Origin of the sequence: Mycobacterium avium subsp. avium (assembly GCF_009741445.1) — a bacterium.
In the GTDB taxonomy this organism is placed as follows: domain Bacteria; phylum Actinomycetota; class Actinomycetes; order Mycobacteriales; family Mycobacteriaceae; genus Mycobacterium; species Mycobacterium avium.
This window is the reverse complement of record NZ_CP046507.1, coordinates 2044609-2070850: the sequence shown is the minus strand read 5'-3', so window position 1 is coordinate 2070850 and position 26242 is coordinate 2044609. Positions and strand designations below refer to the sequence as shown.

Here is a 26242-nt window from a genome sequence, read left to right as displayed (position 1 = left end):
TAAACAGTAGAGCAGCTCAACTCACAGTGCTGGGTTCATCCACAGCTGTGCTGCCGCGCCCGCGCGGCCGCGCACCCGGTGACGGTGGCGGCCGTCAGCGTGGGTGCTCATGACCACGCATCGACAACCCGACTTCACGCTTTCCCGCCCGGGCGCGCTCATCGCCGCGCTGCCCGCCGTTCTCGGCTTCGTCCCCGAAAGTTCATTGGTACTGGTGTCTTTGGAGGACGGGCGGCTCGGGTCGGTGCTGCGCGTCGACCTGTCCGACGAGTTGGCGCACCGGGTCGACCACCTGGCCGAGGTGGCCGCCGCGGCCCGGCCCGAGGCGGTGATCGCGGTGATCGTCGACGCGGCCGGGGCGCCCTGCCCGAGCTGCAACGAGGACTACCGGCAGCTGTGCGATGCACTGTCAGAAGCGTTGGCGCGCAACGACATTGAGCTGTACGCCGCGCACGTGGTGGACCGGGTCGCGCTGGGCGGCCGTTGGCACTGCGTCGACGGCTGCGGGGCCAGCGGCCTCATCGACGACCCGTCGGCGTCGCCGCTGGCCGCCGCGGCGGTGCTGGACGGCAGGCGGCTCTACGCGCGGCGCGCCGATCTGCAGGCGGTCATCGCCGTCGAGGACCCCGAGCGCAGCGCGGCGTTGACGGCCGCGGTCCGGCGTCAGGCCGGCCGGCGCACCGCGGCGCTCCGGGCGGACCCGGTGCGCCGCACCCGCGGCGACGTGGAAAAGGCCATGGCCGCCGCCGCCCGGGTGTCATCCGGTGAGGCGCTGTCCGACACCGAGCTGGCGAGGCTGGGCTGCGCGCTGAGCGACCCTCAGGTGCGCGACATGCTCTACGCGCTGGCCGTCGGCGAGGGCGCCGACGAGGTCGAATCGCTGTGGGCGGTGCTGGCGCGCACGCTGCCCGAGCCGTGGCGGGTCGAGGCGCTGGTGCTGGTCGCGTTCAGCGCCTACGCCCGCGGCGACGGTCCGCTGGCCGGGGTGTCGCTGGCCGAGGCGCTGCGCTGCGAGCCCGGGCATCGGATGGCCGGCATGCTGGACACCGCGTTGCAGTCGGGTCTGCGGCCCGAGGACATCCGGGACCTGGCGCGCACCGGCTACCGGCTGGCCAAACAGTTCGGCGTGCGGCTGCCGCCGCGGCGGCCGTTCGGCCGCAGGGCCGGCTGAAACGTTCGGCTGCAGGGCCGGCTGAAGGGGAGAAGCGGTGCGGCTCAGACCTTTTCGACCTTGACCGCGTGGGCCATCTCGTGCGGCAGGGTGACGTTCTCGTGGCCGGGGATGACGATCGTCACCCCCGCGGGGCCGGTCTCCACGGTCACCCGGGCGTTGGGCACCACACCGGCGTCCTTGAGCCGCGAGATCAGGTCGATGTCACCCTGGACGTGCTCGGTGAGCTGGCGCACCACCACGGCCACCGGGGCGCCGGACGGCAACTCGGTGAGCCGGACCAGGTTGGCCTCCTCGGCGCCGGACTCGGGCCCCACGCCCAAGTCCAGCAGCCCGGGAATCGGGTTGCCGAACGGCGAGGTGGTGGGGTTGTTCAGCACCTTCACCAGGCGCCGCTCGACGTCCTCGCTCATCACGTGCTCCCAGCGGCACGCCTCGGCGTGCACTTCCTCCCAGGGCAGCCCGATGACGTCGACCAGCAGCCGCTCGGCCAGCCGGTGCTTGCGCATCACGGCCACGGCCAGCGCCCGGCCCTTGTCGGTGAGCTCGAGGTGGCGGTCGCCGGCGACGTGCAGCAGCCCGTCGCGCTCCATCCGGGACACGGTTTGGCTGACGGTCGGCCCGCTCTGATCGAGGCGTTCGGCGATCCGGGCACGCAGCGGCGTCACGCCCTCTTCTTCGAGGTCGTAGATGGTCCGCAGATACATCTCGGTGGTGTCAACCAGGTCGTTCATTCAGCACCTTCCATCGACGCTGAGTCTACTTGGCCAGCTGCGTGAATGGGTGTAACGCGTCGACGGCAAGCAGTATGCCCGCCGCTGACGCGGCGGGCATACCGTCTGCTACCTAGCTTGGGTGAGCTATCAGCTCGCGTACGACCGTAGCCGGTCGGCGCGCTCCCCGTTGCGGAGTTTGGACATCACGTCCCGCTCGATCTGGCGGACCCGCTCCCGGGACAGCCCGAACAGCTTGCCGATCTGGTCCAGCGTGCGCGGCTGGCCGTCGTCGAGGCCGAACCGCAGCCGGATCACCTGGTGCTCGCGCTCGTCCAGGGTGGCCAGCACGCTGCGGATGTCGGTGTGCAGCAGCTCGGCGATCACCGCGTTCTCGGCGGACATCGCCTCGGCGTCCTCGATGAAGTCGCCCAGCGGGGCTTCCTCCTCCGAGCCCACCGGCATGTCCAGGCTCACCGGGTCGCGGCTGTGCTCGAGCAGGTCGTTGATCTTGTCGATCGGGATGCCCGACTCGGCGGCCAGCTCCTCGTCGGTGGCCTCGCGGCCCAGGTTCTGGTGCATCTCCCGCTTGATCCGCGCCAGCTTGTTGACCTGCTCGACCAGGTGCACCGGCAGCCGGATGGTGCGGCTCTGGTCGGCCATGCCGCGGGTGATGGCCTGACGGATCCACCACGTCGCGTACGTCGAGAACTTGAATCCCTTTGTGTAGTCGAACTTTTCCATCGCCCGGATCAGCCCGAGGTTGCCCTCCTGGATCAGGTCCAGCAACGGCATGCCGCGACCCGTGTACCGCTTGGCCAGCGACACCACCAGGCGCAGGTTCGCTTCCAGCAGATGACGGCGCGCGGCCTGGCCGTCGCGCACCACGGCCTCCAGATCGCGTTTGCGGTTCTCCCCAAGGCGCTTACGCGTTTCGAGCAGGTGCTCGGCGTAGAGCCCCGCTTCGATGCGCTTCGCGAGTTCCACTTCGCCAGCCGCATTCAGCAACGCCGTCTTACCGATCCCGTTCAAATACACGCGCACCAGGTCCGCTGCGGGGCTTTGAGCATCCAGATCGCCGTCAAATCTGCTCGTGCTGGCGTTCGCCATAGCGACCTCCCGTTCGGCTTGTACTGTCATCGGGTTCAACGACAGACCAGCCTTCTGAGTTCCCGGCGGTTCCCCATCTCACACGTGTTGACGTGCAGAAATGTGTCGCCGACCTGAGAATGTCCTGAGAAGTGCGCCGCGGCGGCACGCTCAGTGAAACGGCGGGCGGTCCCGATCGATTCCGTCCCACCCGCCCGGTTGCCACCGCGCCTGCGCAGCTGGCGGCGGCTCCAGCGCCGCCTGCTCGGCGCGGGGAAACAGCGGGGTGCGGCGGCGGGCGTTGTCGAACCGGCGGGGCTCGTCGGGACTGCGCGGCGGCCGGTCGTTGGCGATCAGCACGGCCATCCACGGCAGCGGGATCGACGCCGCCACGATCGCCAGCGAGATCAGCCCGTTGTGCCAGGCGCCGTAGGCGACCGCCGCCAGGATCAGCGCCGGAATCCGGAAAGCCATCAGGGTCAGGTATTTACGCACCCGCGCGCGGTGCTGCTCCTCGTAGGAGGGCGCGGCGGCGGTGATGAGCACTGGCCGGCTCTTGTTGCGGTCAAAGTCGTCGAATCCGCCATCGAACCCCGAATCGGAGCCGTGCTTCATTCCTCCACTGTCCCACACCCGGGCGGTTCCGGCTCGGCCGGTTTCCGCCCGTCCGGCGGCACGTCCGCCGGTGCCGCCGGCGGTGCACAATATGGGGTATGCAGACCCAGACGATCGAACGCACCGAGACCGACGAACGCGTCGACGACGGGACCGGCAGCGATACGCCCAAGTACTTCCACTACGTCAAGAAGGACAAGATCGCCGAGAGCGCGGTGCTGGGCAACCACGTCGTGGCGCTGTGCGGCGAGGTCTTTCCGGTCACCCGGGCGGCCAAGCCGGGCTCACCCGTCTGCCCGGAGTGCAAGCAGATCTACGACCGGCTCAAGAAGGGCTGATCAGCCCCGCGGTTCGGCCGGCGCCACCTCGCGCCGCTGGGTCGCCGGGTTCGCGATCGGGCTGGCCAGCGTCTGCACCGTCCGCTCCAGGGCGGGCGACCGGGAGAACAACCAGGTGCGCAGCCGGTGCGCATGGGTCTTCGGCGCCGGGAACTCCTCCTGGACGGCGGCGTTGAGCTCGGCGCCCAGCATGATCGCGAAGCCGCCGAAGAACGCGAACAGCAAGAACGCGATCGGGGTGGACAGCGCGCCGTAGGTGTAGCCGGTGCTGGTGATCCAGCGCAGGTAGAAGCGCAGGCCCAGGGTGGCGGTGACGAACACCGTCGTGGCCAGCATCGCGCCCAGGATCAGCCGGTGCGACGGCAGCGGCTCGGGCAGGGCGACCCGGTACAGGATCATCACCGCGATCGTCAGGCCGACGATCAGGGCGGGGTAGTAGCCGTAGCGCAGCACGTTGGACAGGCCGAGCGGGATGTGTTCGCCCACCTTGCGCGGGCCCACCACCACCAGCGGCGCCGTCGCCACCACGCCCACCAGCATCACCACGTAGAGGAACAGCGCGAAGAACCGCTGGCGCACCGGGTGGCGCAGCGGCGTCTGGTCGTGCGCCTCGACCACCGAGTCGACGAACGCCGAGATGGCCGACGACCCCGCCCACAGCGAGATCAGGAATCCCAACGACACCACCTCGCCGCGGGCGTTGTTGGCGATGTCACGGACGGTCGGCTCGATGATCTCGTTGACCACGCTGGGGGAGAACACGCTGTGCGCCGTCGAAATCAGCTGCCGCAGGATGCTGGGCAGCATGTCCGGACCGAACAGCGGCGCCACGTACGCGAGCGTCCCCAGCAGCCCGAGCAGCAGCGGCGGCAGGGACAACGCCGACCAAAAACCCGCCTGAGCCGACTCCGAGAAGATCGAGTCGTCCCAACTCTTGGAAAGAGTCCTCAGGGTGATTCGCCAGATGTGGTGGCGCGACGGTTTTGCGACCTGATCGCTCATACCAGTCCAGCATTACCGGAAATCGCGCCCACTTCCCACATTGGCGGCGGGCGAGTTCGGCAGGGCTAGCTTTCGCTGACCTCCAGCACCGCGTCCAGCTCGGTCAGCTTGGCCTCGTGCTCGTTGGCGTGGTGCTGGCAGAAGAGAAGCTCCAGTCCCGAAGGCAGCTTGGCGCGCACCCGAGCCGCGGCACCGCAGCGATCGCAGCGGTCGGCTCTGGTCAGTTCAGGACTCGTCAGAGTTGCATTCATGGCTTCTCCGTTCTCGTACATTCACTTTCTCAGACGTATGGCGTTTTCGCCTTGTTCCCCGATCGTTATCGGGTGTGTCGTTTCTCACGACCTGGTCAGGTTTGGTTCGGCGGGGTCTCTAGGGTGGCGGTCGTGACCGTCAGTCCCGGCGTTCTGGTGCATCTGTGCGGGGCGAAACAGTGGGCCCGCGCCCGGCGCAGGGGCCGCATCGATCCGCAGGACGCCGACTTCATCCACCTGTCGACGCCGCAGCAGGTGCACCTGCCCGCCAACCGGCTCTACCGCGGCCGCGACGACCTGGTGCTCCTGCACGTCGACCCCGACCGGCTTGCGGCGCCGCTGCTTTGGGAGCCGGGAGTGCCAACCGATCCCGCATCGATGTTGTTCCCGCATCTGTACGGGCCGCTGCCGGTGAACGCTGTGATCGCGGTCACCGACTACCGGCCGGGACCCGACGGCGGCTTCCCGCCCGTCGCCACGTAGGCGTCGGCTTCGATCTCCACCAGCAACTCGGGTGCGATCAGCGCCGCGACCTCGACCATGGTGGCCGCGGGCCGTATCGCGCCGAACACCTCCGCGTGCACCGCCCCGACCTCGCGCCAGCGCGAGATGTCGGTGACGTAGATGCGGGTGCGCACCACATCGGCGAGTTCGGCGCCGGCCTGTCGCAGGGCAATCTCGATGCGGCACAAGGCATCTCGCGCTTGGGCGGCGATGTCGCCGGCGGGCCCGGCGCCGGTTGTCCCGGCGACCCAGACGTGCGGGCCGACGCGCACCGCCCGCGCGTAGCCGACGTCGGATTCGAAGGCCGAGTCGGATTGGACCACGGTGCGGTTGCCAGACATGCGCCTCACGGTACGTCGGCACCGCGCCCCGCCGCAGCCGAATTTTCCGGCGACAGCGTCAGTTTGACCTACCGGCTTACGCCGGCATCGAGATGGCTTGCGCGCCAACCATTCTGGGGATGTGTGCGCTCCAATTAGACCTTGGTGGCACCCATGTCGACAGTGAGCTGCGTGCCTGTCACCGTTCGGGCCAGATCCGAAGCGAGCCAGAGGACCGCATCGGAGATGTCATCCGGCTCGGCCACAGCATAGGGCGGCAGCACACTGCCGAACGACACGACATAATTCGGATGCTCGGTCAGGAACTCTGTCGGCGGTACGCCCATCGGTGTCGCCACACCCCACGGGTGAACGGAGTTCACGCGAATTCCGTATTCGCCTAGCTCGATGGCCGCCGACTTGGTGAGCCCCACAACCCCGTGCTTGGCCGCACTGTAGTGGGCCTGCCCAGGCAGCGACTTGATCCCTGCGACCGAGCTGATCAAGACAATCGATCCACCGTTGCCAGCCGAGATCATATGCGGAACAGTGGCTTTCATTGTTCGCCAGACACCCGACAGGTTCACGTCCAGCATCGTCAGCCACTGCTCTTCAGACATCTCCCACAACCGAGCCCAGTTGGCGATCCCGGCATTGGCAACTACGACATCCAGTCGGCCGCCGAGACGCTCGACGCCCTCGGTCACGATTCGTTCGAGGGCCTTGAGATCGCGCACGTCCGCCGTGTCGACGACGAACGGCCTCCCCTCCCGCTCGAGCAGACCGGCGGTCTCCTTGAGATCCGCTTCGGTGGCAGGCGGATAGGCGTTGTCTGGCGATACCTCGTCGCAAATGTCGACCGCGATCACCGATACACCCTCGCGCGCCAGCCGCACCGCGTGGCTGCGGCCTTGACCGCGCGCCGCACCGGTCACGAAGGCGACCTTGTCGTCAAGCAGACCCATGACAACCCTCCGATCGGCCCAGCCTCGACGATGCGTCTCTCAGCTGGCTGGCATCGCAGCTCCTCAACTGCTCGAACCGCCGTAGCTGGGTTAGCTGAGTATCCGCCGATTGACGGTCGCGGAACCCGCGAATCGCGATCTTGACCGACTGGCCGTTCGGCCCCTCAGGACGACGGCAACGCCTGGGCCGTGACGCCTGCGGGTGTTCTGGTCTGAATCTCAGTCCAGGTAGTCGCGCAGCACCTGGGAACGGCTGGGGTGGCGCAACTTTGACATCGTCTTGGACTCGATCTGGCGGATGCGCTCGCGGGTCACCCCGTAGACCTGGCCGATCTCGTCCAGGGTGCGGGGCTGGCCGTCGGTCAGGCCGAACCGCAGCCGCACCACGCCGGCCTCGCGCTCCGACAGCGTCTCCAGCACCGACTGCAGCTGGTCCTGCAACAGCGTGAACGACACCGCGTCCACGGCCACCACGGCCTCGCTGTCCTCGATGAAGTCGCCCAGCTGGGAATCGCCCTCGTCGCCGATGGTCTGGTCCAGCGAGATCGGCTCGCGGGCATATTGCTGGATCTCCAGCACCTTTTCGGGCGTGATGTCCATTTCCTTGGCCAGCTCCTCGGGCGTGGGCTCGCGGCCCAGGTCCTGCAGCAGCTCGCGCTGGATGCGGCCCAGCTTGTTGATCACCTCGACCATGTGCACCGGGATGCGGATGGTGCGGGCCTGGTCGGCCATGGCCCGGGTGATGGCCTGACGGATCCACCACGTCGCGTAGGTGGAGAACTTGTAGCCCTTGGTGTAGTCGAACTTCTCGACCGCACGGATCAGGCCCAGGTTGCCCTCCTGGATCAAATCGAGGAACGCCATCCCGCGGCCTGTGTAGCGCTTGGCCAGCGACACCACCAACCGCAGATTCGCTTCCAGCAGATGGTTTTTCGCGCGGTCGCCGTCGCGGCAGATCCACATCATGTCGCGGCGCTGGGCGGCGGGCAGCTTCTCGCCGCGCTCGGCCATCTCCGACATCAGCTGGGTGGCGTACAGGCCGGCCTCGATCCGCTTGGCCAGCTCGACCTCTTCCTCGGCGTTGAGCAGCGCGACCTTACCGATCTGCTTGAGGTAGGCGCGCACCGAGTCGGCCGACGCGGTCAGCTCGGCGTCCTTGCGGGCCTGCCGCAACGCCTCGGATTCGTCCTCGTCCCAGACGAAATCGCCGGAGGCCTTGTCCTTTTCGGACGGCTCGGCGATCTCGTCGTCCTCGTCGGCGGCCGTGGCGCCGGCCGCCTTGGGGGCGGCGGCTTCCTCGTCCTCGCCCTCCTCGGCGTCACCGGGCTCGATGTCGGCGTCGTCGGCCGCCACGTCCTCCTCGAGGTCGTCGAGGTTCAGGTCGGTGTCGATGTCGAGGTCCTCGCCGGGCTCGCCCTCCAGGTCGGGCTCGGTGTCGAGATCCTCGACGGCGCCGTCGGTGTCGAGGGCGTCGGGGTCGGCCGGGCCGCCCTTGGCAGCCTTCGTCCCGCGCCCCGACGGCGCCTTGGCGTCGGCACCCTTGGCCGACGAGCGGGTCTTCTTGGCGGGTTCGGCGGCCGCGCCGGCCTCGGACTTGGCGGACCGCGATGCGGTCTTGGTGGCCCGCTTGGCGGGCGCGGAGCCGTTGGCGGCCTTGGCCGCCGGCCGCTTGGCGGGGGACGACGGAGACTTTGTGGCGGTGCGTTTCACCGGCCCATCCGTCGCCGGGCTTGCTTTGGTCGCTGCCACTTACACCCCTTCGTTTGGGCTCACTTTCGGTGGGTAGTGGGCATGGTTAACCGAAAGTGTCTGCTATGTCGATGTCGGCGTTGGTATCAGCGTGACCAGTCGCACGCTGGCGGTTGGGCGTTCGCCGAGCACCATTGTAACGACAGTGCGCGGTACTACGGCTGTGCCGGCCAAAAATCAGTGGGTGACGTCCGAGGTCGCGGCCATGGCCGCGCCGACGATCCCGGCGGTGTTGAGCAGGGCCGCGGCGACCACCGGGATGCGGTTTTCTAGCAGCGGCAGCCATTTGTCGGCCTTGCGGCTGATCCCGCCGCCGGCGATGAACAGGTCCGGCCACAGCGCGTTCTCGATGCTCACCAGCACCCGGGTCACCTGTTTGGCCCACTTCTCATAGGACCAGCCGTGGCGTTCCTTCACCGAGGACGCCGCGCGCTGCTCGGCCTCCTTGCCGCCCACCTCCAGGTGCCCGAGCTCGGTGTTGGGTATCAGGGTGCCGTTGTGAATGACCGCCGAGCCGATCCCGGTGCCGAACGTCAGCAACACCACCAGCCCCGACTGGTTCCGGCCCGCCCCGTAGTGCTCCTCGGCCAGCCCGGCGGCGTCGGCGTCGTTGAGGACGGTGACCTCCTGGCCGTTCAGTTCGGCGCTGATGATGTCGCGTGCGTTGGTGCCGATCCACGCCTTGTCCACGTTGGCCGCGGTCTGCACGACGCCGTGGGTGACCACCCCGGGATAGGTGACGCCCAGCGGCCCGGTCCATTCGAAGGCGTCGACCACCGCGGCGATGGTCTTGGCGACGGCCGAGGGTGTCGCCGGTTGCGGGGTCAGCAGCTTGACCCGCTCGCCGATCAGCAGCCCGGTGTCCATGTCGACGATGCCGCCCTTGATGCCGCTGCCGCCGACGTCGACGCCGAAGCCGCGCCGCGGCGGCGGGCCGGCGGCCGGGGCGGCGGGGGTGTGCGCGGTCGAGTCGGTGCTGGTCATCGAATCTCCTCGGCGTCACTGGGCTGTCCGCCCACCTTAACGCCGCGACCGCGCGGTCCGCGGCGTCTGCGCGGCGGCGGCGACTGTGATGCGATGGACCGGTGATGCCCTCCGATGACGAGCTCGTGCGGCTGCGTTCGGTGGCCGAGACCCTGGCCGCCGAGGCGGCCGCGTTTGTCCGGCGCCGGCGCGCCGAGGTGTTCGGCACCGAGCCCGGCGGGGCGTCCGCCCCCGACGGCGGCGCGGTGCGATCCAAGAGCACGCCGACCGACCCGGTGACCGTGGTGGACACCGAGACGGAGCGGCTGCTGCGGGACCGGTTGGCCCAATTACGGCCCGGCGAACCGATTCTCGGCGAGGAGGGCGGGGGGCCCGCCGAGCCGTCGGCCCCTGGGGACGGGACGGTCACCTGGGTGCTCGACCCCATCGACGGCACGGTGAATTTCGTGTACGGCATCCCCGCCTATGCGGTCTCGGTCGGCGCTCAGGTCGACGGGGAGTCGGTGGCCGGGGCGGTCGCCGACGTGGTCGGCGACCGGGTGTACTCGGCGGCCGCCGGTCTCGGCGCCCATGTCAGCGACGGCGCAGGCAGGCAACCGCTGCAGTGCGCGGCGGTCGACGATGTGTCGATGGCGTTGCTGGGCACCGGTTTTGGCTATGCGCGGCAACGGCGCGCGGCGCAGGCGGCGCTGTTGGCGCGGATGCTGCCGGTGGTCCGCGACGTGCGGCGGATCGGGTCGGCGGCGCTGGATCTGTGCATGGTCGCCGCGGGCCGGCTGGACGCCTATTACGAGCACGGTTTGAAAGTGTGGGACCGCGCCGCGGGCGCGCTGATCGCCGCGGAGGCCGGCGCCCGGGTGGTGCTGCCGGCACCCGACGGCGACGGGGCCGGGTTGGTGCTGGCCGCCGCGCCCGGGATCGCCGACGAGCTGCTGGCCGTCCTGGAACGCTTCGACGGCCTGGACCCGATCCTGGACTGAGCGCCTCAGCAGCTGCTGGCGTGAATCTTGGCCAGCAGCGTGGGATCCGAGGGTTCGGTGGCCCCGGGCCGCAGGGTGGCCAGCACCGCGTCGATGTCGTCGTTGTGGGCCAGCGCGGTGAAGTCGGTGCCCAGCGCGAGGTCGACGGAGTCGTCGGCGCGGTTGTCGTTGAACAGTTCGGTGCACGGCGCCACCAGCCACACCGCCGCGGCCGTGGCCTGCCCGGCGGTGCCGAACCGGATCTGGCCCTGGCAGGTGAGCCGGGTGCCCGCGTACAGCGGGTCGTTGGCGGCGGTGGGCTGGGCGAAGCCGAGGTCCTTCATCGCCCCGGCGACGTCGCCGGCCTGCCCGCCGCGGCCGCTGGCGTTGAGCACGCGGACCTTGGTGTCGGCGAGCTTGGCGGGCGTCACGTCCATCATGGCGCTGCGCGACACCTGCTCACCGAGCTGGGCCGGCGCCGAAGCCGTCGACCCCGCCGGCCCGGTCGACTTGGGCGGGGGATTGCACACCGCGGCCTCGTGCATCTTGGCGGGCCGCGTCAGCGCCACCGTCCAGATGACGGCGGTGGCCACCGCGAGCAGGCTCACCACCACGATCGCCGGCCGGGGGTTGCGCCGGCGGAATGGCCGGCCGTGCTTGTCGAAAGCGGTACCCTCGGTGATTTGTGTGACCACAGCTGCACTCTAGTCGCACGCCAAACCCCTGTTCAGAAGCGAGCGCAAGGGTAAAAATAGGGATGTGAGGTAAATCACACCTTAAGGGGCCGCGATCCGGGCACGAATCGTTTGGTGGATGCGTTCGACGCTGGTACAAAGCGATGCTTGGATAACGAGGGCATGTGAGGGGAAAGAATGCCTACCGACTATGACGCTCCACGGCGTACCGAGACCGATGACGTCTCGGAGGACTCGCTGGAGGAGCTCAAAGCGCGACGGAACGAGGCGGCTTCGTCCGTCGTCGACGTCGACGAATCTGAATCCGCTGAATCTTTCGAACTGCCCGGCGCCGACCTCTCGGGGGAAGAGCTCTCGGTGCGCGTCATCCCGAAGCAGGCTGACGAATTCACCTGCTCGAGCTGCTTTTTGGTGCAACACCGCAGTCGGCTGGCCAGCGAGAAGAACGGCGTGATGATCTGTACCGACTGCGCGGCCTGATCGGTCAGCCGCGTAATGCCGACAGCACCCGCTCCGGGTGACGGCAGCTCACCAACCAGTACGGCGTCGGATCGTCCGGGTCGTCGAGTACCACCAGGATCATCGGTCCCACCCACGCCCGGTGCAGTACGTAGGCGGCCGGGTCGAGCTGACGGCCCAGGGCGGCGGATTTCGCCGACGGCGCCACCGGCGCGGAGCGGGCGATCGCGGTGACCGGCAGGTGCGCGGGGCCGGCCCACAGTTCCACCTCGCCGGGCACGGCGGGGTTGGCGGTGACCCGGACCTCGATGCGGCCCAGCCACAGCAGCGCCGCGGCGGCCACCGCGAACAGCGCCGCGTATGGCCACCACGAGGACTGGCGGGTGACACCCATGTTGAACTCGAACGCGATGATGCCGGCCAGCGCGAACGCCGGCGGCCACCACCACCAGGGCACCCACAATCGTTCGCGATATCGCACGTGGTGCGGCGCGACGCGGGTATCGGACACGCGGTCAAGGGTAGTCTGTGGCCCCGTGTCGACCAGTCTGGCCATCGTCCGTCTCGACCCCGGGCTTCCGCTGCCCAGCCGCGCCCACGAAGGCGACGCGGGCGTCGACCTCTACAGCGCCGAAGACGTCCGGCTGGAACCCGGCCGGCGCGCCCTGGTGCGCACCGGGGTGGCGGTCGCCATCCCGTTCGGCATGGTGGGCCTGGTGCATCCGCGGTCGGGACTTGCTGCGCGCGTTGGACTTTCGATCGTCAACAGCCCGGGTACCATCGACGCGGGCTACCGCGGCGAGATCAAGGTGGCGCTGATCAACCTGGACCCGGCCGAGCCGATCGTGGTGCACCGCGGCGACCGCATCGCCCAGCTGCTGGTGCAGCGCGTCGAGTTGGTGGAGCTGGTCGAGGTGTCGTCGTTCGACGAGGCCGGGCTGGCCGGCACGTCCCGGGGCGACGGCGGCCACGGTTCCTCCGGCGGACACGCGAGTCTGTGATGCGCGCCGGCGAGGATTTCACGAGGAGGCGCGATGAGGCGCGATGAGGTGGGCACCCCACCCGGGGAAGAGCGGCGCTGATGGCTGTATTCGGTAGGCGCGCCCGCAGGGGCGACGACGAGGACACCCCGGTCGGCGCGGAGATCCCCGAACCCGACCCGGTGGTGGCGCACGACGACGCGGACGAGCAGGCCGCCGACGAGCTCGAGGGTCCGTTCGACATCGACGATTTCGACGACCCCGCCGTGGCGGAGCTGGCCCGGCTGGACCTGGGCTCGGTGCTGATCCCGATGCCGGAGGCCGGCCAACTGCAGGTGGAGTTGACCGAAACCGGTGTGCCGAGCGCGGTTTGGGTCGTCACGGCCAACGGCCGTTTCACCATCGCGGCCTACGCGGCGCCCAAGACCGGCGGGCTGTGGCGCGAGGTGGCCGCCGAGCTGGCCGAGTCGCTGCGCAACGACTCGGCCAAGGTCAGCATCCAGGACGGGCCCTGGGGGCGGGAGGTGGTCGGCACCGCCGCCGGCGTGGTGCGCTTCATCGGCGTCGACGGCTACCGGTGGATGATCCGCTGCGTCGTCAACGGCACCCACGAGACGATGGAGGCACTCGAGCAGGAAGCGCGAGCGGCGTTGGCGGACACCGTCGTTCGCCGCGGCGACACCCCCCTTCCGGTGCGCACGCCGCTGCCGGTGCAGCTGCCCGAGCCGATGGCCCAGCAGCTGCGGGAGGCCGCGGCCGCGCAGCAGGCCGCCGCGCAGCAAGCCCAGTCCCAGCAGTCGCCGGGCAACGAGCCGGCCGCGCGGCGCAGCGCCGACGGGTCGGCCATGCAACAGCTGCGCACCACCACCGGCGGCTGACCCGGCCGCTCGGGACTACAGCTCGGCCAGCGCGGCCAGGCAGGCCGCGCCCAGGGCGGCGGGGTCGGCGCCGATCTGATCCAGCGTCACCGTGCGCAGCGCCGCCCGCGGCGCGGCGGCCACCCAGTCCCGGCCCGCCTGCAGCGGGTGAATCGGGTCGTCGAGCGCGGCCGCCACCGCCAGCGGCGCGGTCAACCCGGCCAGCTCGTCGCGGCTCGGCGCCACGTAGCCGGCCGCCTCTTCCATGGCGTCGGGCAGGTGCGGCCACTGCGCGCCCCACGAGCGGGTCAGCTCGTCGGCCAGCCACGCCGGGCTGGACGCGCGCATCTGGATCGTCGTCGCCGCCAGCCCGTCGGCGCGCAACCGGGCGGCCGAATAGCGTGCCGCCAGCGCGGCCGGCGCCTCCTCGGGGGCCCCGGCCCAGGCCGGCAGCGCGGCCAGCACCGCGACCGCCCGATCGGGATGGGCCAGCGCCCACGCGGCCGCCACGGCCGCGCCGATCGACACGCCGCCGACCGCGATCGGCCCTCGGCGCGCCGCGTCGTCCAGCGCCTCCAGATAGCCCGCCACCAACCGGTCGGGATGCGGCGGCGGGGCCACCAGCACCGCGCCCACCCCGGTGAGCGGACCCGAGAATGCCCGGTGAATGTAGTCGTCGTCGGAGCCGGTGCCGGGCAACAACACGGCACTGACACCGCGCAGATCGACCACCACCCCTTGATAGTGCCCCGGCGTTCACCGGGGCTCCAACCGGGGTGTTTGAGTCGGTTGGCGCGGGGGAACCAAGAGGTCTACGGTGTCCGTTGGCATAAATGGAAGCGTCGAGGCTTATCAGCATTGTCAGGAGTGGCCATGGGGGCCCAAGGGTATCTGCGCCGGCTCACCCGACGGTTGACGGAGGATCCGGAGCAACGCGACTCCGAGGAACTGTCCGACGAGGTCGCCAGCACCGGCGCGCAACGTGCGATCGACTGCGAGCGTGGCCAGGAGGTCACCATGGTCGGCACGCTGCGCAGCGTGGAATGTAACGGCCGGGCCTGCGCCGGCGGCGTGCGCGCCGAGCTGTTCGACGGCAGCGACACCGTCACCCTGGTGTGGCTGGGCCAGCGCCGCATCCCGGGCATCGACTCGGGCCGCACCTTGCGGGTGCGCGGCCGGCTGGGCAAGCTGGAGAACGGAACCAAGGCGATCTACAACCCGCACTACGAAATTCAACGGTGACCGTCCCCGACGACATGGGGGCAATCCCGTCCCCCGGGGAGCCGGGCTCATCGGAACAAATGACCGCTAACCGCATCAATCCCGAACGTCTGCTGGCACAGGCAGGCGGAGTCAGTGGTGTCATCTACTCGTCGCTGCCGGTGGTCGTGTTCGTCATCGCGTCGAGTGTGTCCGGCCTGGTCGCGGCGATCGCGGCCGCGCTGGGGGTGGCCGCGCTGGTGCTGCTGTGGCGCCTGGTGCGCCGGGACTCGCCGCAGCCGGCGATCTCGGGGTTCTTCGGTGTGGCGCTGTGCGCGCTGATCGCCTACGTGGTGGGGGAGTCCAAGGGCTACTTCCTGCTGGGCATCTGGATGTCGTTGCTGTGGGCGGTGGTGGTCGCCGCGTCGGTGCTGATCCGCCGCCCGTTGGTCGGCTACGCGTGGAGCTGGGCCGGCGGGCGCGGCGACGGCTGGCGCAGCGTGCCGCGGGCCGTGTACGCGTTCGACGTCGCCTCGCTGTGCTGGGTGCTGGTGTTCGCCGCCCGCTTCGTGGTGCAGGGGCTGCTGTACGACGCCGACCGCACCGGCTGGCTGGCGGCGGCGCGGATCGGGATGGGCTGGCCGCTGACCGTGCTGGCCGCGCTGGCCACCTACGCCGCGATCAAGTCGGCGCAGCGGGCCATCGCCGCGGTCGAGCTGGCCTCCGGCGCCGCCGGCGAGTAATCCGGCGGCCGCTAGCCGAGCAGCAGTTTCTGCAGTTCCTCTTCGGCCTCGGCCACGGCGACGAACAGCAGCTCGTCGCCGCCTTCCAGCGGCTCGTCCTCCTCGGGCACGATCACGCGCGGCCCGCGCAGGATGGTCACCAGCGCGGCGTCGCGGGGCAGCTGCAGCCGGCGCACCGGCTTGCCGCCCCACGGGGTGTCGTCGGGCAGCGTGATCTCGACCAGGTTCGCCTGCCCCTTGCGGAATTCCATCAGCCGCACCAGATCACCGACGGCGACGGCCTCCTCGATGAGCGAGGCCAGCATGCGCGGCGTCGACACCGCCACGTCCACCCCCCAGGCGTCGGTGAACAGCCATTCGTTGCGGGGATCGTTGACCCGGGCCACCACCCGCGGCACCGCGAACTCGGTTTTGGCCAGCAGGCTCAGCACCACGTTGGCCTTGTCGTCGCCGGTGGCGGCCACCACCACGTCGAACTCCTGCAGCTGCACCGACTCCAGCAGGCTCAGCTCGCAGGCGTCGCCCAGCCGCCAGTGCGCGGCCGGGATGGCGTCGACGTCGACGTGATCGGGGTTGCGTTCGATCAGGGTCACGTCGTGCCCATTGGCCAGAAGTTCCCGGGTGACCGAGCGGCCGACCGCGCCGGCGCCGGCGACAGCTACCTTCATGTGCGCCGTTCCTCGTACCCGGCTTGCCGACCAGGCAAGCCGGCTCCTTCGTCGTCGGCGGTCTTCATGCGCGCCGCTCCTCGTGGTTCACAGGTCTTCGCTCGGCGGTAGCGCGGCGATGGCCGCCGCCTCGGCCGCGCGGCCCGATATCGCCGCCACGTACACCTGGTCGCCGGCCTGGATCACCGACTTGGGCTCGGGCAGCACGCCCGACCCGAACCGGATCAAGAACGCGACCCGGGCGCCGGTGGCCTGCTCGAGATCGGTGACCCGGTGCCCGATCCAGTCCTCGTGCAACACGACCTCGGACACGGCGACGGTGCCGGTCGGGTCGCGCCACTTGGCCGTCTGGGTCTCCCGCAGCAGCGCGTTGAGCAGACGGTCGGTGGTCCAGGGCACGGTCGCGATGGTGGGAATGCCGAGGCGCTCGTAGACCTCGGCGCGCTTGGCGTCGTAGATGCGGGCCACCACCCGCTTGACGCCGAACGTCTCGCGGGCCAGCCGCGCCGAGATGATGTTGGAGTTGTCGCCCGAGGACACCGCGGCGAACGCGTCGGCCTCCTCGATGCCGGCCCTCAGCAGCACATCCCGGTCGAATCCCTGGCCCAGCACCCGCTCGCCGGCGTATTCGGGGCTGAGCCGGTTGAAGGCGGTGCTGTCGCGGTCGATGACCGCGACGTCGTGACCGATGCGCGACAGCCCGTCGGCGACCGAGGACCCGACCCGGCCGCAGCCCATCACCACTACACGCACATCCAGATCCTCTCGGCCGCGTCTGGCGCCGTCACCGGCAACGCACGTCGGCAAGCCGTTTCGGTCGGCGAACATTCTCGCCTACGAACGCTACCGGCATACTCGCCGGGGCTTACTCTTGGCTCTCGTGTCCAAACTTTCAACCGCCACTCGTCGGTTGCTTATCGGTCGGCCGTTTCGCAGCGACCGGCTGAGTCACACCCTGCTGCCCAAGCGGATCGCCTTGCCGGTGTTCGCCTCCGACGCGTTGTCGTCGGTGGCGTATGCGCCCGAAGAGGTGTTTTTGATGCTGTCGGTGGCCGGGGTGAGCGCGTACGCGCTGACGCCCTGGATCGGCCTGGCGGTGGCCGCGGTGATGTTGGTGGTGGTGGCCAGCTACCGGCAGAACGTGCACGCCTACCCGTCCGGCGGCGGGGACTACGAGGTGGTCACCACCAATCTCGGCGAGACCGCCGGCCTGGTGGTGGCCAGCGCGCTGATGGTGGATTACGTTCTGACCGTTGCGGTTTCGACGGCCTCGGCGATGGCCAACATCGGCTCGGCGGTCCCGATCGTGGCCGAACACAAGGTGTTCTTCTGTGTGGCGGCCATCCTGTTGGTGATGGCGTTGAACCTGCGCGGGGTGCGCGAGTCGGGGGTGGCCTTCGCGATCCCGACGTATGCGTTCATCATCGGGGTGCTCACGATGATCGGCTGGGGGCTGTTCCGGATCTTCGTGCTGGGCAACCCGCTGCGGGCGGAATCCGCCGGATTCGAAATGCATGCGCAGCACGGCCAGATCGTCGGCTTCGCGCTGGCGTTCCTGGTGGCGCGGTCGTTCTCCTCCGGGTGCGCGGCGCTGACCGGTGTCGAGGCGATCAGCAACGGGGTGCCGGCGTTCCAGAAACCCAAGTCGCGCAACGCCGCCACGACCCTGCTGATGTTGGGCGGCATCGCCGTCACGCTGCTGATGGGCATCATCGTGCTGGCCGAGAAGATCGGGGTGAAACTCGTCGAGGACCCGGCGACGCAGCTGAGCGGGACGCCGCCGGGCTACTACCAGAAGACCCTGGTCACCCAGCTGGCGCAGGCGGTGTTCGGCGGCTTCCACATCGGGTTCCTGCTGATCGCCACCGTGACCGCGCTCATCCTGGTGCTGGCCGCCAACACCGCGTTCAACGGGTTCCCGGTGCTCGGCTCGATCCTGGCGCAGCACAGCTACCTGCCGCGGCAACTGCACACCCGCGGCGACCGGTTGGCGTTCTCCAACGGCATCCTGTTTTTGTCCGGGGCGGCGCTGCTGGCGATCATCGCCTTCCGCGGCGAGGTCACCGCGCTGATCCAGCTCTACATCGTCGGCGTGTTCATTTCGTTCACGCTGAGTCAGATCGGCATGGTGCGGCACTGGACCAGGTTGCTGCGCACCGAGACCGACCCGGCCGCGCGGCGCAAGATGATGCGCTCCCGGGCGGTCAACACCGTCGGATTGCTTTCCACCGGCGCGGTTTTGCTGGTGGTCCTGATCACCAAGTTCGCCGCCGGGGCGTGGATCGCCCTGTTCGCGATGAGCTTGCTGTTCGGGATCATGAAGATGATCAACCGGCACTACAACACGGTGAACCGCGAATTGGCCGAGCAGGCCGCCGACCAGGACGACGTGGTGTTGCCCAGCCGCAACCACGCCGTGGTGCTGGTCTCGAAGCTGCACCTGCCGACGCTGCGTGCGCTGGCCTACGCCCGGGCCACCCGGCCCGACGTGCTCGAGGCGGTGACGGTCAGTGTCGACGACGCCGAAACCCGCGATCTGGTGCACAAGTGGGAGGAGGCCGACATCAGCGTCCCGCTCAAGGTCATCGCCTCGCCCTACCGCGAAATCACCCGCCCGGTACTGGAATACGTCAAGCGGGCCAGGGAAGAGTCGCCGCGCACCGTGGTCACGGTGTTCATTCCGGAGTACGTGGTCGGCCATTGGTGGGAGCAGGTGCTGCACAACCAGAGCGCGCTGCGGCTCAAGGGGAGGCTCCTATTCATGCCGGGGGTGATGGTGACTTCCGTTCCCTGGCAACTGAGTTCGTCGGAGCGGCGCAAGACCCTGGAGCCGCACATGGCCCCGGGCGACGCCCGGCGGGGAATCTTCGATTGACCCGCCCGGGGCCGCCCCCGGTGGGCGAGCTGACGCTGACCACCGGCAGCCCGGCCAACGGCGGCAGCTGCGTGGCGCATCACGAGGGCCGGGTGGTGTTCGTCCGGTACGCGCTGCCCGGTGAGCGGGTCCGGGTTCGGGTCACCGCCGACCGCGGATCCTATTGGCACGCAGAGGTTCTCGACGTCATCGAGGCGGCGGACGGCCGCATCGAGTCGCTGTGCCCGATCGCCGGGGTGGACGGCGCCGGGTGCTGCGACCTGGCTTTCGTGCGGCCCGAGGCGGCCCGGGCGCTCAAGGCCGCGGTGGTGGCCAATCAGCTGGAGCGCCTCGGCGGGCATCGCTGGGCCGGCGAGGCCGAACCGCTGGGGAATACCGGGCCGACGGGGTGGCGCACCCGGGTCCGGCTGGACGTGGGCGCCGACCGCCGGCCGGGCTTTCACCGGTACCACAGCGAGGAATTGGTGACCGACCTGCGCTGCGCGCAGCTGCCGCCCGGCATGCTGGACGGCATCGCCGAGACCCAGTGGCCGTCGGCCGCCCAGCTGCACGTGGCCGTCGACGACGACGGCGCCCGCCACGTGGTGCGCACCCTGCGGCAGGGCCGGCGCACCGCGACCAAGGTCATCGAGGGACGCTACGAGGCGGTGCAGCGGGTGAGCGGGCGCCGCTGGCGGGTGCCGGTGACCGCTTTCTGGCAAGCGCACCGCGACGCGGCGGCGACCTACCGCGCCCTGGTGCTCGACTGGGCGCAGCCCGGCGCCGGCATGACCGCGTGGGATCTCTACGGCGGCGCAGGCGTTTTCGCCGCGGCGCTGGGCGAGGCCGTGGGCGCGTCCGGGCGGGTGCTCAGCGTCGACACCTCGCGGGCGTCCACCCGGGCCGCCCGGGCGGCGCTGGCCGACCTGCCGCAGGTGCAGGTGGTCACCGACTCGGTGCGCCGCGCCCTGGCGGCGCAACGAACCCCCGCCTTGAAAGCAGACGTGGCGGTGCTGGATCCGCCGCGGGCCGGCGCCGGGCGCGAGGTGATCGACTCGCTGTCCGCCGCCGGCGTGCCCCGCATCGTCCACATCGGTTGTGAGGCAGCCTCTTTCGCCCGCGATATGGGAATCTACCTGGGGCACGGCTACACCGTCGAGAAGATCAGGGTGTTCGACGCGTTCCCGCTCACCCATCACAGCGAATGCGTCGCGCTGCTGACGCGGTGAGTTTCGCACTCGCCGAGCGTGGGGGGTATGGACGAAAAACGAACGAGGTTCGTACCCAGGCCCCACGCTCGACGCCGAATCAGCCCCACACGAAATAGCGCAGCCACAGATACAGCGCGGACAGCGCGACCGAGACCGCGGTGACCACCACGCCCTTGCGGGTGAACTCCCAGAAGGAGATCGGATTGTCGGCCCGGCGGGCGATCCCGAGCAGCACGATGTTGGCGCTGGCGCCGATCGCGGTGAGGTTGCCGCCGAAGTCCGTGCCCAGCGCCAGCGACCACCACAACACCGCGGGGTTGGCGTGGTCGCCCAGGGCCGGCACCAGGTCGGCGACCACCGGCGCCATCGTCGCGGCGTACGGGACGTTGTCGACGATCCCGCTGATGACGACCGACGCGACGAGGATGACCATCGTCGCAGTCAGGGTGTTGCCGCCGGTGGCGGTGATCGCCAGGCGGGCAAGGTGTTTGACGACGCCGGTCTTCACCAGGGCGCCGACCATGACGAACAGGCCGGCGAAAAACAGCAGCGTGTCCCACTCCACGCCGGACAGGTAGTCGGCGGGCTGCAACCGCGACGCCACCACCAGGATGCCGGCGCCCAAGAGTGCCACCAGCGAGGGTTCCAGGTGCAGCGGCCCGTGGGCGATGAACGCTGCGAACACCGCCAGCAAGACCACCCCGCAGGTGACCAGCAACCGGGGATCGCGGATGGCCTCCTTTTCCTCCAGCGACATCACGTCGGCCACCCGCTCGGGATCGACGGTGAAGGCTCCGGGAAAAAGCCTGGGCAGCAACGCAATCAGCACGCCGACGACGATGACCACGATGGGCGCCAGATGAACCAGGAAGTCGTTGAAACTCAGTCCGCCCCTGCTGGCGATGATTATGTTGGGCGGGTCGCCGACCAACGTCGCCGCGCCGCCGACGTTCGACGCGAACACCTCGGCCATCAGGAACGGGGCCGCGGCGATCGCCAGGCGATCGCACACCAGCAGGGTCACCGGGGCGATCAGCAGCACCGTGGTCACGTTGTCCAGCAGGGCCGACGCGAGCGCGGTCACCAGCACCAGCAGGATCATGACGCGCAGCGGGGAGCCCCGGGCTCGCTTGGCCGACCAGATCGCGACGTACTCGAAGACACCGGTTTGGCGCAGCACGCTGACGATGATCATCATGCCGAGCAGCAAAAAGATTACGTCCCAATCGATTCCGGTCTCGCGCGAGTAGAAGACGTCGTCCGAACGGATCAGCGGCAACGTGATGACCACCGCGGCGCCGGCCAGCGCGACGAACGTCTTGTTGACGCGATCGCTGGCGATCAGGGCGTAGGCCACCACGAACACCGCAATCGCGATGACGCTCATCTATGTCCCACCCGATTCAAGGCCGCAGCGCCGCCCCGAGCACCCGCGATGCGGTGATCACCCCGATCAGCCGGCCCTCCTTGACCACCGCGACGAGCGGGCTGCGCAGCCGCGCCATCAGCGCGGCCACCTCGATGATGGTGTCGTCCGCGTCGGCCGGGGGCACGTCGACCAGGTGGTCCGGCAACACGTCGCGCACCGTCTTGCCGCGCAGCTTCTCCGCGCAGCGGTCGGCCACCGACTCGTTGAGCACCCCGGCCAGCGACGGATCGTCCTGCACGTAGCGGGGCACGATGAAGCGCACGACCTGTGAGGCGGGCAGCACCGCGAACGGTTTACCGGACGCGTCGGTGACGACGATCCCGGGCAGCCGGTGCTCGGCCAGCAGGCGGGTGGCGTCCAGGGCGTCGGAGTCGACCGAGACGACCGGGAAGTCCTCGGCCAGTTCCGCCGCGCGCATACCCAGGACAATACGACGAGCGCCGGCCACATTGATCAGTAGTGTTCCGCCGGGCGCTGCGTAGACTGACGGGATGCTGGAACAGATCCGCGGGCCCGCTGATCTGCAGCACCTTTCGACGCATCAGCTCCGCGAACTGGCCGCCGAGATTCGCGAGTTCCTGATCCACAAGGTCGCTGCCACCGGGGGGCATCTGGGGCCCAACCTCGGCGTGGTCGAGCTGACGCTCGCGCTGCACCGGGTGTTCGACTCGCCGCACGACCCGATCATCTTCGACACCGGCCATCAGGCCTACGTGCACAAGATGCTGACCGGGCGGGCGCACGAGTTCGAAAGCCTGCGCAAAAAGGGTGGCCTGTCGGGGTATCCGTCGCGCAGCGAAAGCGAACACGACTGGGTGGAGTCCAGCCACGCCAGCGCCGCCCTGTCCTACGCCGACGGCCTGGCCAAGGCCTTCGAGCTGAGCGGGCACCGCAACCGGCACGTGGTCGCGGTGGTCGGCGACGGCGCGCTCACCGGCGGCATGTGCTGGGAGGCGCTGAACAACATCGCCGCGTCCGGCCGCCCGGTGATCATCGTGGTCAACGACAACGGCCGCAGCTACGCGCCGACGATCGGCGGGGTGGCCGACCACCTGGCCACGCTGCGGCTGCAACCCGCCTACGAGCAGGCGCTTCAGCGGGGCCGCGACGCGCTGCGGGCGCTGCCGCTGGTGGGCAAGTTCGCCTACCGGGTGATGCACAGCGTCAAGGCCGGCATCAAGGACTCGCTGTCGCCGCAGCTGCTGTTCACCGACCTCGGGCTGAAGTACGTCGGCCCCGTCGACGGCCACGACGAACGCGCGGTGGAGGCCGCGCTGCGCCATGCCCGCGGCTTCGGGCGCCCGGTGATCGTGCACGTGGTGACCCGCAAGGGGATGGGCTACGCGCCCGCCGAGGACGACGAGGCCGACCAGATGCATTCCTGCGGCGTGATCGACCCGATCACCGGGCAGGCCACCAAGGTCGCCGGGCCCGGCTGGACGGCGACCTTCTCCGACGCGCTGATCGGCTACGCCCGCAAGCGCCGCGACATCGTGGCCATCACCGCGGCCATGCCCGGGCCCACCGGGCTGACGCCGTTCGGCCAGCAGTTCCCCGACCGCCTGTTCGACGTCGGCATCGCCGAACAGCACGCGATGACCTCGGCGGCCGGCCTGGCCATGGGCGGCATGCACCCGGTGGTGGCCATCTACTCGACGTTCCTCAACCGCGCCTTCGACCAGATCATGATGGACGTCGCGCTGCACCGGCTGCCGGTCACCATGGTGCTGGACCGGGCCGGCATCACCGGTTCGGACGGCGCCAGCCACAACGGCATGTGGGACCTGTCCATCCTCGGCGTCGTGCCCGGCATGCGGGTGGCCGCACCCCGCGACGCCGCCCGGTTGCGCGAGCAGCTCGGCGAGGCGCTCGACGTCGACGACGGGCCCACGGCGCTGCGCTTCCCCAAAGGTGATGTGGGCGAGGACATTCCGGCGATCGAGCGGCGCGGCTCGGGCCTGTCGGGCGTCGACGTGCTGGCCCTGCCGGCCAGCGGCTGCAACCACGACGTGCTGCTGATCGGTGTCGGCGCGTTCGCGCCGATGGCCCTGGCGGTGGCCAGGCGGCTGGCGGATCAGGGCATCGGCGTCACGGTCGTCGATCCGCGCTGGGTGCTGCCGGTCTCGGATTCCATTCTGGAGCTGGCGGCCCGGCACAAGCTGGTGGTCACCTGCGAGGACAACGGCGTCAACGGCGGGGTGGGGTCGGCGGTCTCGGCCGCGCTGCGCCGCGCCGAGCTCGACGTCCCGTGCCGCGACGTCGGATTGCCGCAGCGGTTCTACGAGCACGCCTCCCGCGGGGAGCTGCTGGCGGATCTGGCGCTGACCGACCAGGACATCGCCCGCCGCATCACCGGCTGGGTCGCCGCGCTGGGCAGCGGCGTGGCCGAGGCCGAGATCCGCGAGCACCTCGACTAGTCACGGGTCTGGGTGCCCACCCGGCGCGGCCGGTGCGCGTCAGCCGTCGTCGTCCGCAACCGCCGGCGGCGGCTGCTGCAGCGCCCGGGCCAGAACCGGATCCACCAACTCGCGCTGCCAGGGCCGGGCGTGCCCGGCGCACAGGAACGCCTCGACCGCCGCGAACGGGTCGGGGGTGGGCTCCCAGTCCCAGCACAGCCGTCGCACCAGGTCCGGTGCGACCAGGTTCTCGGTGGGGACGTGCACGCGTTCGGACACCTCGGCCAGCGCCGCGCGCGCGGCCTCCAGCCGCGCGGCCGCCTCCGGTTTGCGCCGGCTCCACCGCGCCGGCGGCGGCGGCCCGTTCGGCGGTTCGGAGTCCACCGGCGGATTCTCGCTCTGCCGGGCCGCATCCAGCGCCGCCAACCAGGTCGCGGCGCTGCGCCGTTGATTGCGCCCGCCGAACACCGGCAGCGCCACCAGCTCCTCGATGGTCGTCGGGTTGGCCAGGGCGGCCTCGATGATCGCCGAGTCGGGCAGGATGCGCCGCGGGGCGATGTCGCGGCGCTGCGCGATGCGGTCGCGCGTCAACCACAGTTCGCGCACCGCGGCCAGGCCGCGCTGATCGCGCACCCGATGGATTCCCGACGTCCGCCGCCACCGGTCGCGCCGCGCGGCGGGGCCCGGCTCCTTGGAACCCGCCTCCCGCAGATAGTCGAATTCCTGTGCTGCCCAATCGGTTTTGCCCTGCCCCGCCAGCACGTCGGCGATCGCGGCGCGCAGCTCGATGAGCAGCTCCACATCCAGGGCGGCGTAGTTGAGCCATTCGGCGGGCAGCGGGCGCTTGGACCAGTCGGCCGCGCCGTGGCCCTTGGCCAGCCCGAAGCCCAGCAGCCGCTCGACCATGGTCGCCAGGTTCACCCGCTCGAACCCGGCCAGCCGCCCGGCCAGCTCGGTGTCATACAGCGCCGGCGGCCGCATGCCCACCTCCGCCAGACAGGGCAGGTCCTGATCCGCGGAGTGCAGGATCCACTCGTCGCTGCCGAGCACCTCGGCCACCGGCCGCAGCGCCCGCACCGGGTCGGCGCCGTGGCTCACCGGGTCGATCAGCACGGTGCCGGCCCCGGCCCTGCGGATCTGGATCAGGTAGGCCCGGTTGGAGTAGCGGAATCCCGACGCCCGCTCGGCGTCCACCGCGAACGGCCCGCGGCCGCGGTCCAGCCGCCGCGCCGCGTCCTCGATGTCGGGCACGCTGGCCGAGATCGGCGGGACGCCTTCGGACGGGTGCGGCAGCGGGATGGGAGCGGGCACGCCGCTACCCGGCCCCTCGGCCGACGGTTCGCCCATGCTAGGCGCGTGACCGCGAGCTCAGGTCGGTGACTCCGGCGGGCGGCAGCCCCGCGGCGTGCTCGAGCACCTCGCAGAACGCCTGCACGTGCGCGCCCACCGCGGGCGACGTCGCGGTCCAGGACGCCCGCAGCTCGAGCTGGTGGGCACGCGGCGGTCCGGAGATGTCGCCGTAGCGCACCGACGTGGTGGCGGTGACGGTGCCGCCCAGCGCGACGACGTGTTCCATGCGTGACTCCAGTGCCTCGACCAGCCAGCTCCACGCTACTTCAGGAAGCAGCGGATCCACCGCCTCGCTGGGGTCGAGGTCGGCCTGGATGTAGGCCACCATGCGGATGGTGCCGTCCCAGGCGTCGGCGCCTTCGGGGTCGTACAGCAGGATCAACCGGCCGAAGGCGTCACCGTCGGACCGTTCCGGAATGATTTCGCGGTCGGGATGTTTGACCTCGGCGCCCAGGGCGTAGCTGTGGGGCGCCAGGCGTTGCGGCGGCCGGATCGGACCCAGCTCGATCTCCGGCCGCATGACGACGGCGTTCATCGCCGCTACCGCCTCGCGGAATGGGGCCGGTTCGGATGAGGTCACTTGACGCCGCTCCTGTTCATCCCGGCCGTTCTGCATCGTCACAGCGCGGGTCACAGGGATCGACGGTAGACCCATCGGCCGACACGCCGCGACAGGCGCGCCGGGTTATACACCCGCCGCGACCAAGCCGTTACCGGGCCTCCACCAAAGCTATATGTCC

The 26242-nt window shown here is 70.1% G+C and carries 30 protein-coding genes; 12 read left to right on the top strand and 18 right to left on the bottom strand.

The features are described 5' to 3' along the window. The first annotated feature begins 109 nt into the window (after positions 1–109). Positions 110–1171, top strand: coding sequence for a DUF4192 domain-containing protein (locus MAA44156_RS09580; RefSeq protein ID WP_009977960.1), 1062 nt, complete (start codon positions 110–112; stop codon positions 1169–1171). Between the two features lie 44 nt (positions 1172–1215). On the opposite strand, the gene MAA44156_RS09575 is transcribed toward MAA44156_RS09580, so the two are convergent. The 3 genes from MAA44156_RS09575 to MAA44156_RS09565 form a co-directional block, all read right to left on the bottom strand. Next, a complete protein-coding gene (locus MAA44156_RS09575) occupies positions 1216–1905 on the bottom strand; it encodes an iron-dependent transcriptional repressor DtxR (protein ID WP_003875234.1) in 690 nt (229 codons plus the stop codon). Positions 1906–2034: 129 nt separating this feature from the next. Next, complete coding sequence (gene sigB / locus MAA44156_RS09570; protein WP_024637055.1) at positions 2035–3024, bottom strand: sigma-70 family RNA polymerase sigma factor SigB; 990 nt, start codon at positions 3022–3024, stop codon at positions 2035–2037. 120 nt (positions 3025–3144) lie between these two features. Then, on the bottom strand, positions 3145–3606 hold the full coding sequence (locus MAA44156_RS09565) for a DUF3099 domain-containing protein (RefSeq protein WP_010949740.1): 462 nt from the start codon (positions 3604–3606) through the stop codon (positions 3145–3147). Positions 3607–3686: 80 nt separating this feature from the next. Here MAA44156_RS09565 and MAA44156_RS09560 point away from each other — a divergent pair, with 80 nt between their 5' ends. Continuing rightward, on the top strand, positions 3687–3926 hold the full coding sequence (locus MAA44156_RS09560; protein ID WP_003875237.1) for a DUF3039 domain-containing protein: 240 nt from the start codon (positions 3687–3689) through the stop codon (positions 3924–3926). Here the strand turns inward: MAA44156_RS09560 and MAA44156_RS09555 are convergent, their stop codons facing one another. Both MAA44156_RS09555 and MAA44156_RS09550 read right to left on the bottom strand, forming a co-directional pair. Next, on the bottom strand, positions 3927–4928 hold the full coding sequence (locus MAA44156_RS09555; protein ID WP_003875238.1) for a YihY/virulence factor BrkB family protein: 1002 nt from the start codon (positions 4926–4928) through the stop codon (positions 3927–3929). It abuts the gene before it with no gap. A gap of 65 nt (positions 4929–4993) precedes the next feature. Then, on the bottom strand, positions 4994–5179 hold the full coding sequence (locus tag MAA44156_RS09550; RefSeq protein WP_003878617.1) for a DUF7455 domain-containing protein: 186 nt from the start codon (positions 5177–5179) through the stop codon (positions 4994–4996). Between the two features lie 123 nt (positions 5180–5302). Here MAA44156_RS09550 and MAA44156_RS09545 point away from each other — a divergent pair, with 123 nt between their 5' ends. Continuing rightward, positions 5303–5662, top strand: coding sequence for a DUF952 domain-containing protein (locus MAA44156_RS09545; protein ID WP_009977956.1), 360 nt, complete (start codon positions 5303–5305; stop codon positions 5660–5662). Here MAA44156_RS09545 and MAA44156_RS09540 read toward each other — a convergent pair. From MAA44156_RS09540 to ppgK, 4 genes are all read right to left on the bottom strand, one after another. Further along, the gene (locus tag MAA44156_RS09540) at positions 5617–6024 is read right to left on the bottom strand and encodes a RidA family protein (protein WP_009977955.1); all 408 of its coding nucleotides are present in this window, start codon (positions 6022–6024) and stop codon (positions 5617–5619) included. The two genes, MAA44156_RS09545 and MAA44156_RS09540, sit on opposite strands and share 46 nt — an antisense overlap. Positions 6025–6158: 134 nt before the next feature. Further along, entirely contained in the window at positions 6159–6968 is an 810-nt protein-coding gene (locus tag MAA44156_RS09535) for a mycofactocin-coupled SDR family oxidoreductase (protein WP_009977954.1), read from the bottom strand. 219 nt (positions 6969–7187) lie between these two features. Then, the gene (locus MAA44156_RS09530) at positions 7188–8717 is read right to left on the bottom strand and encodes an RNA polymerase sigma factor (protein WP_023861150.1); all 1530 of its coding nucleotides are present in this window, start codon (positions 8715–8717) and stop codon (positions 7188–7190) included. A gap of 177 nt (positions 8718–8894) precedes the next feature. Then, positions 8895–9701: a polyphosphate--glucose phosphotransferase gene (ppgK, locus tag MAA44156_RS09525; protein ID WP_009977949.1), complete on the bottom strand. Its 807-nt coding sequence runs from the start codon at positions 9699–9701 to the stop codon at positions 8895–8897. A 104-nt stretch (positions 9702–9805) separates the two neighbouring features. Between ppgK and MAA44156_RS09520 the strand changes: the two genes are divergently transcribed. Continuing rightward, positions 9806–10681, top strand: a complete 876-nt coding sequence (locus tag MAA44156_RS09520; protein WP_009977947.1) for an inositol monophosphatase family protein — start codon at positions 9806–9808, stop codon at positions 10679–10681. Positions 10682–10686: 5 nt separating this feature from the next. On the opposite strand, the gene cei is transcribed toward MAA44156_RS09520, so the two are convergent. Further along, positions 10687–11355, bottom strand: a complete 669-nt coding sequence (gene cei / locus MAA44156_RS09515) for an envelope integrity protein Cei (RefSeq protein ID WP_009977946.1) — start codon at positions 11353–11355, stop codon at positions 10687–10689. Between the two features lie 177 nt (positions 11356–11532). On the opposite strand from cei, the gene MAA44156_RS09510 reads away from it, so the two are divergent. After that, complete coding sequence (locus MAA44156_RS09510; protein WP_003875246.1) at positions 11533–11835, top strand: DUF4193 domain-containing protein; 303 nt, start codon at positions 11533–11535, stop codon at positions 11833–11835. A gap of 4 nt (positions 11836–11839) precedes the next feature. Here MAA44156_RS09510 and MAA44156_RS09505 read toward each other — a convergent pair whose 3' ends face one another. Continuing rightward, complete coding sequence (locus tag MAA44156_RS09505) at positions 11840–12325, bottom strand: DUF3093 domain-containing protein (RefSeq protein WP_023861153.1); 486 nt, start codon at positions 12323–12325, stop codon at positions 11840–11842. A gap of 25 nt (positions 12326–12350) precedes the next feature. Between MAA44156_RS09505 and dut the strand changes: the two genes are divergently transcribed. Next, positions 12351–12815: a dUTP diphosphatase gene (gene dut, locus MAA44156_RS09500; protein ID WP_003875248.1), complete on the top strand. Its 465-nt coding sequence runs from the start codon at positions 12351–12353 to the stop codon at positions 12813–12815. A gap of 80 nt (positions 12816–12895) precedes the next feature. After that, on the top strand, positions 12896–13672 hold the full coding sequence (locus MAA44156_RS09495) for a DUF3710 domain-containing protein (RefSeq protein ID WP_011725557.1): 777 nt from the start codon (positions 12896–12898) through the stop codon (positions 13670–13672). 15 nt (positions 13673–13687) lie between these two features. Here MAA44156_RS09495 and MAA44156_RS09490 read toward each other — a convergent pair whose 3' ends face one another. Continuing rightward, positions 13688–14386 carry a hypothetical protein gene (locus MAA44156_RS09490; RefSeq protein ID WP_011725556.1) on the bottom strand — a complete coding sequence of 233 codons (699 nt, stop codon included), beginning with the start codon at positions 14384–14386 and terminating at the stop codon, positions 13688–13690. Between the two features lie 138 nt (positions 14387–14524). Between MAA44156_RS09490 and MAA44156_RS09485 the strand changes: the two genes are divergently transcribed. After that, positions 14525–14893 carry an OB-fold nucleic acid binding domain-containing protein gene (locus tag MAA44156_RS09485; RefSeq protein ID WP_003875251.1) on the top strand — a complete coding sequence of 123 codons (369 nt, stop codon included), beginning with the start codon at positions 14525–14527 and terminating at the stop codon, positions 14891–14893. 59 nt (positions 14894–14952) lie between these two features. Beyond that, on the top strand, positions 14953–15594 hold the full coding sequence (locus MAA44156_RS09480; RefSeq protein WP_003878612.1) for a DUF3159 domain-containing protein: 642 nt from the start codon (positions 14953–14955) through the stop codon (positions 15592–15594). Positions 15595–15605: 11 nt separating this feature from the next. On the opposite strand, the gene MAA44156_RS09475 is transcribed toward MAA44156_RS09480, so the two are convergent. Both MAA44156_RS09475 and MAA44156_RS09470 read right to left on the bottom strand, forming a co-directional pair. Next, positions 15606–16262, bottom strand: a complete 657-nt coding sequence (locus tag MAA44156_RS09475; protein ID WP_003875253.1) for a potassium channel family protein — start codon at positions 16260–16262, stop codon at positions 15606–15608. 87 nt (positions 16263–16349) lie between these two features. Further along, entirely contained in the window at positions 16350–17015 is a 666-nt protein-coding gene (locus tag MAA44156_RS09470; protein ID WP_003878611.1) for a potassium channel family protein, read from the bottom strand. 127 nt (positions 17016–17142) lie between these two features. On the opposite strand from MAA44156_RS09470, the gene MAA44156_RS09465 reads away from it, so the two are divergent. Both MAA44156_RS09465 and MAA44156_RS09460 read left to right on the top strand, forming a co-directional pair. Next, complete coding sequence (locus MAA44156_RS09465) at positions 17143–19137, top strand: APC family permease (RefSeq protein WP_009977931.1); 1995 nt, start codon at positions 17143–17145, stop codon at positions 19135–19137. Positions 19138–19157: 20 nt separating this feature from the next. Further along, positions 19158–20345 (top strand): class I SAM-dependent RNA methyltransferase, encoded by a 1188-nt coding sequence (locus MAA44156_RS09460; protein WP_009977929.1) that lies wholly within the window; start codon positions 19158–19160, stop codon positions 20343–20345. Between the two features lie 79 nt (positions 20346–20424). On the opposite strand, the gene MAA44156_RS09455 is transcribed toward MAA44156_RS09460, so the two are convergent. Next, positions 20425–21714 carry an ArsB/NhaD family transporter gene (locus MAA44156_RS09455; protein WP_009977927.1) on the bottom strand — a complete coding sequence of 430 codons (1290 nt, stop codon included), beginning with the start codon at positions 21712–21714 and terminating at the stop codon, positions 20425–20427. Positions 21715–21730: 16 nt separating this feature from the next. Further along, positions 21731–22174: a CBS domain-containing protein gene (locus MAA44156_RS09450; protein WP_009977925.1), complete on the bottom strand. Its 444-nt coding sequence runs from the start codon at positions 22172–22174 to the stop codon at positions 21731–21733. 73 nt (positions 22175–22247) lie between these two features. Between MAA44156_RS09450 and dxs the strand changes: the two genes are divergently transcribed. Continuing rightward, positions 22248–24173, top strand: a complete 1926-nt coding sequence (gene dxs, locus MAA44156_RS09445; RefSeq protein WP_009977923.1) for a 1-deoxy-D-xylulose-5-phosphate synthase — start codon at positions 22248–22250, stop codon at positions 24171–24173. A gap of 39 nt (positions 24174–24212) precedes the next feature. Here dxs and MAA44156_RS09440 read toward each other — a convergent pair whose 3' ends face one another. Beyond that, positions 24213–25499 (bottom strand): HRDC domain-containing protein, encoded by a 1287-nt coding sequence (locus tag MAA44156_RS09440; RefSeq protein ID WP_023884091.1) that lies wholly within the window; start codon positions 25497–25499, stop codon positions 24213–24215. 1 nt (position 25500) lies between these two features. Then, positions 25501–26118 carry a DUF3000 domain-containing protein gene (locus MAA44156_RS09435; protein WP_016706020.1) on the bottom strand — a complete coding sequence of 206 codons (618 nt, stop codon included), beginning with the start codon at positions 26116–26118 and terminating at the stop codon, positions 25501–25503. Positions 26119–26242: the final 124 nt, after the last annotated feature.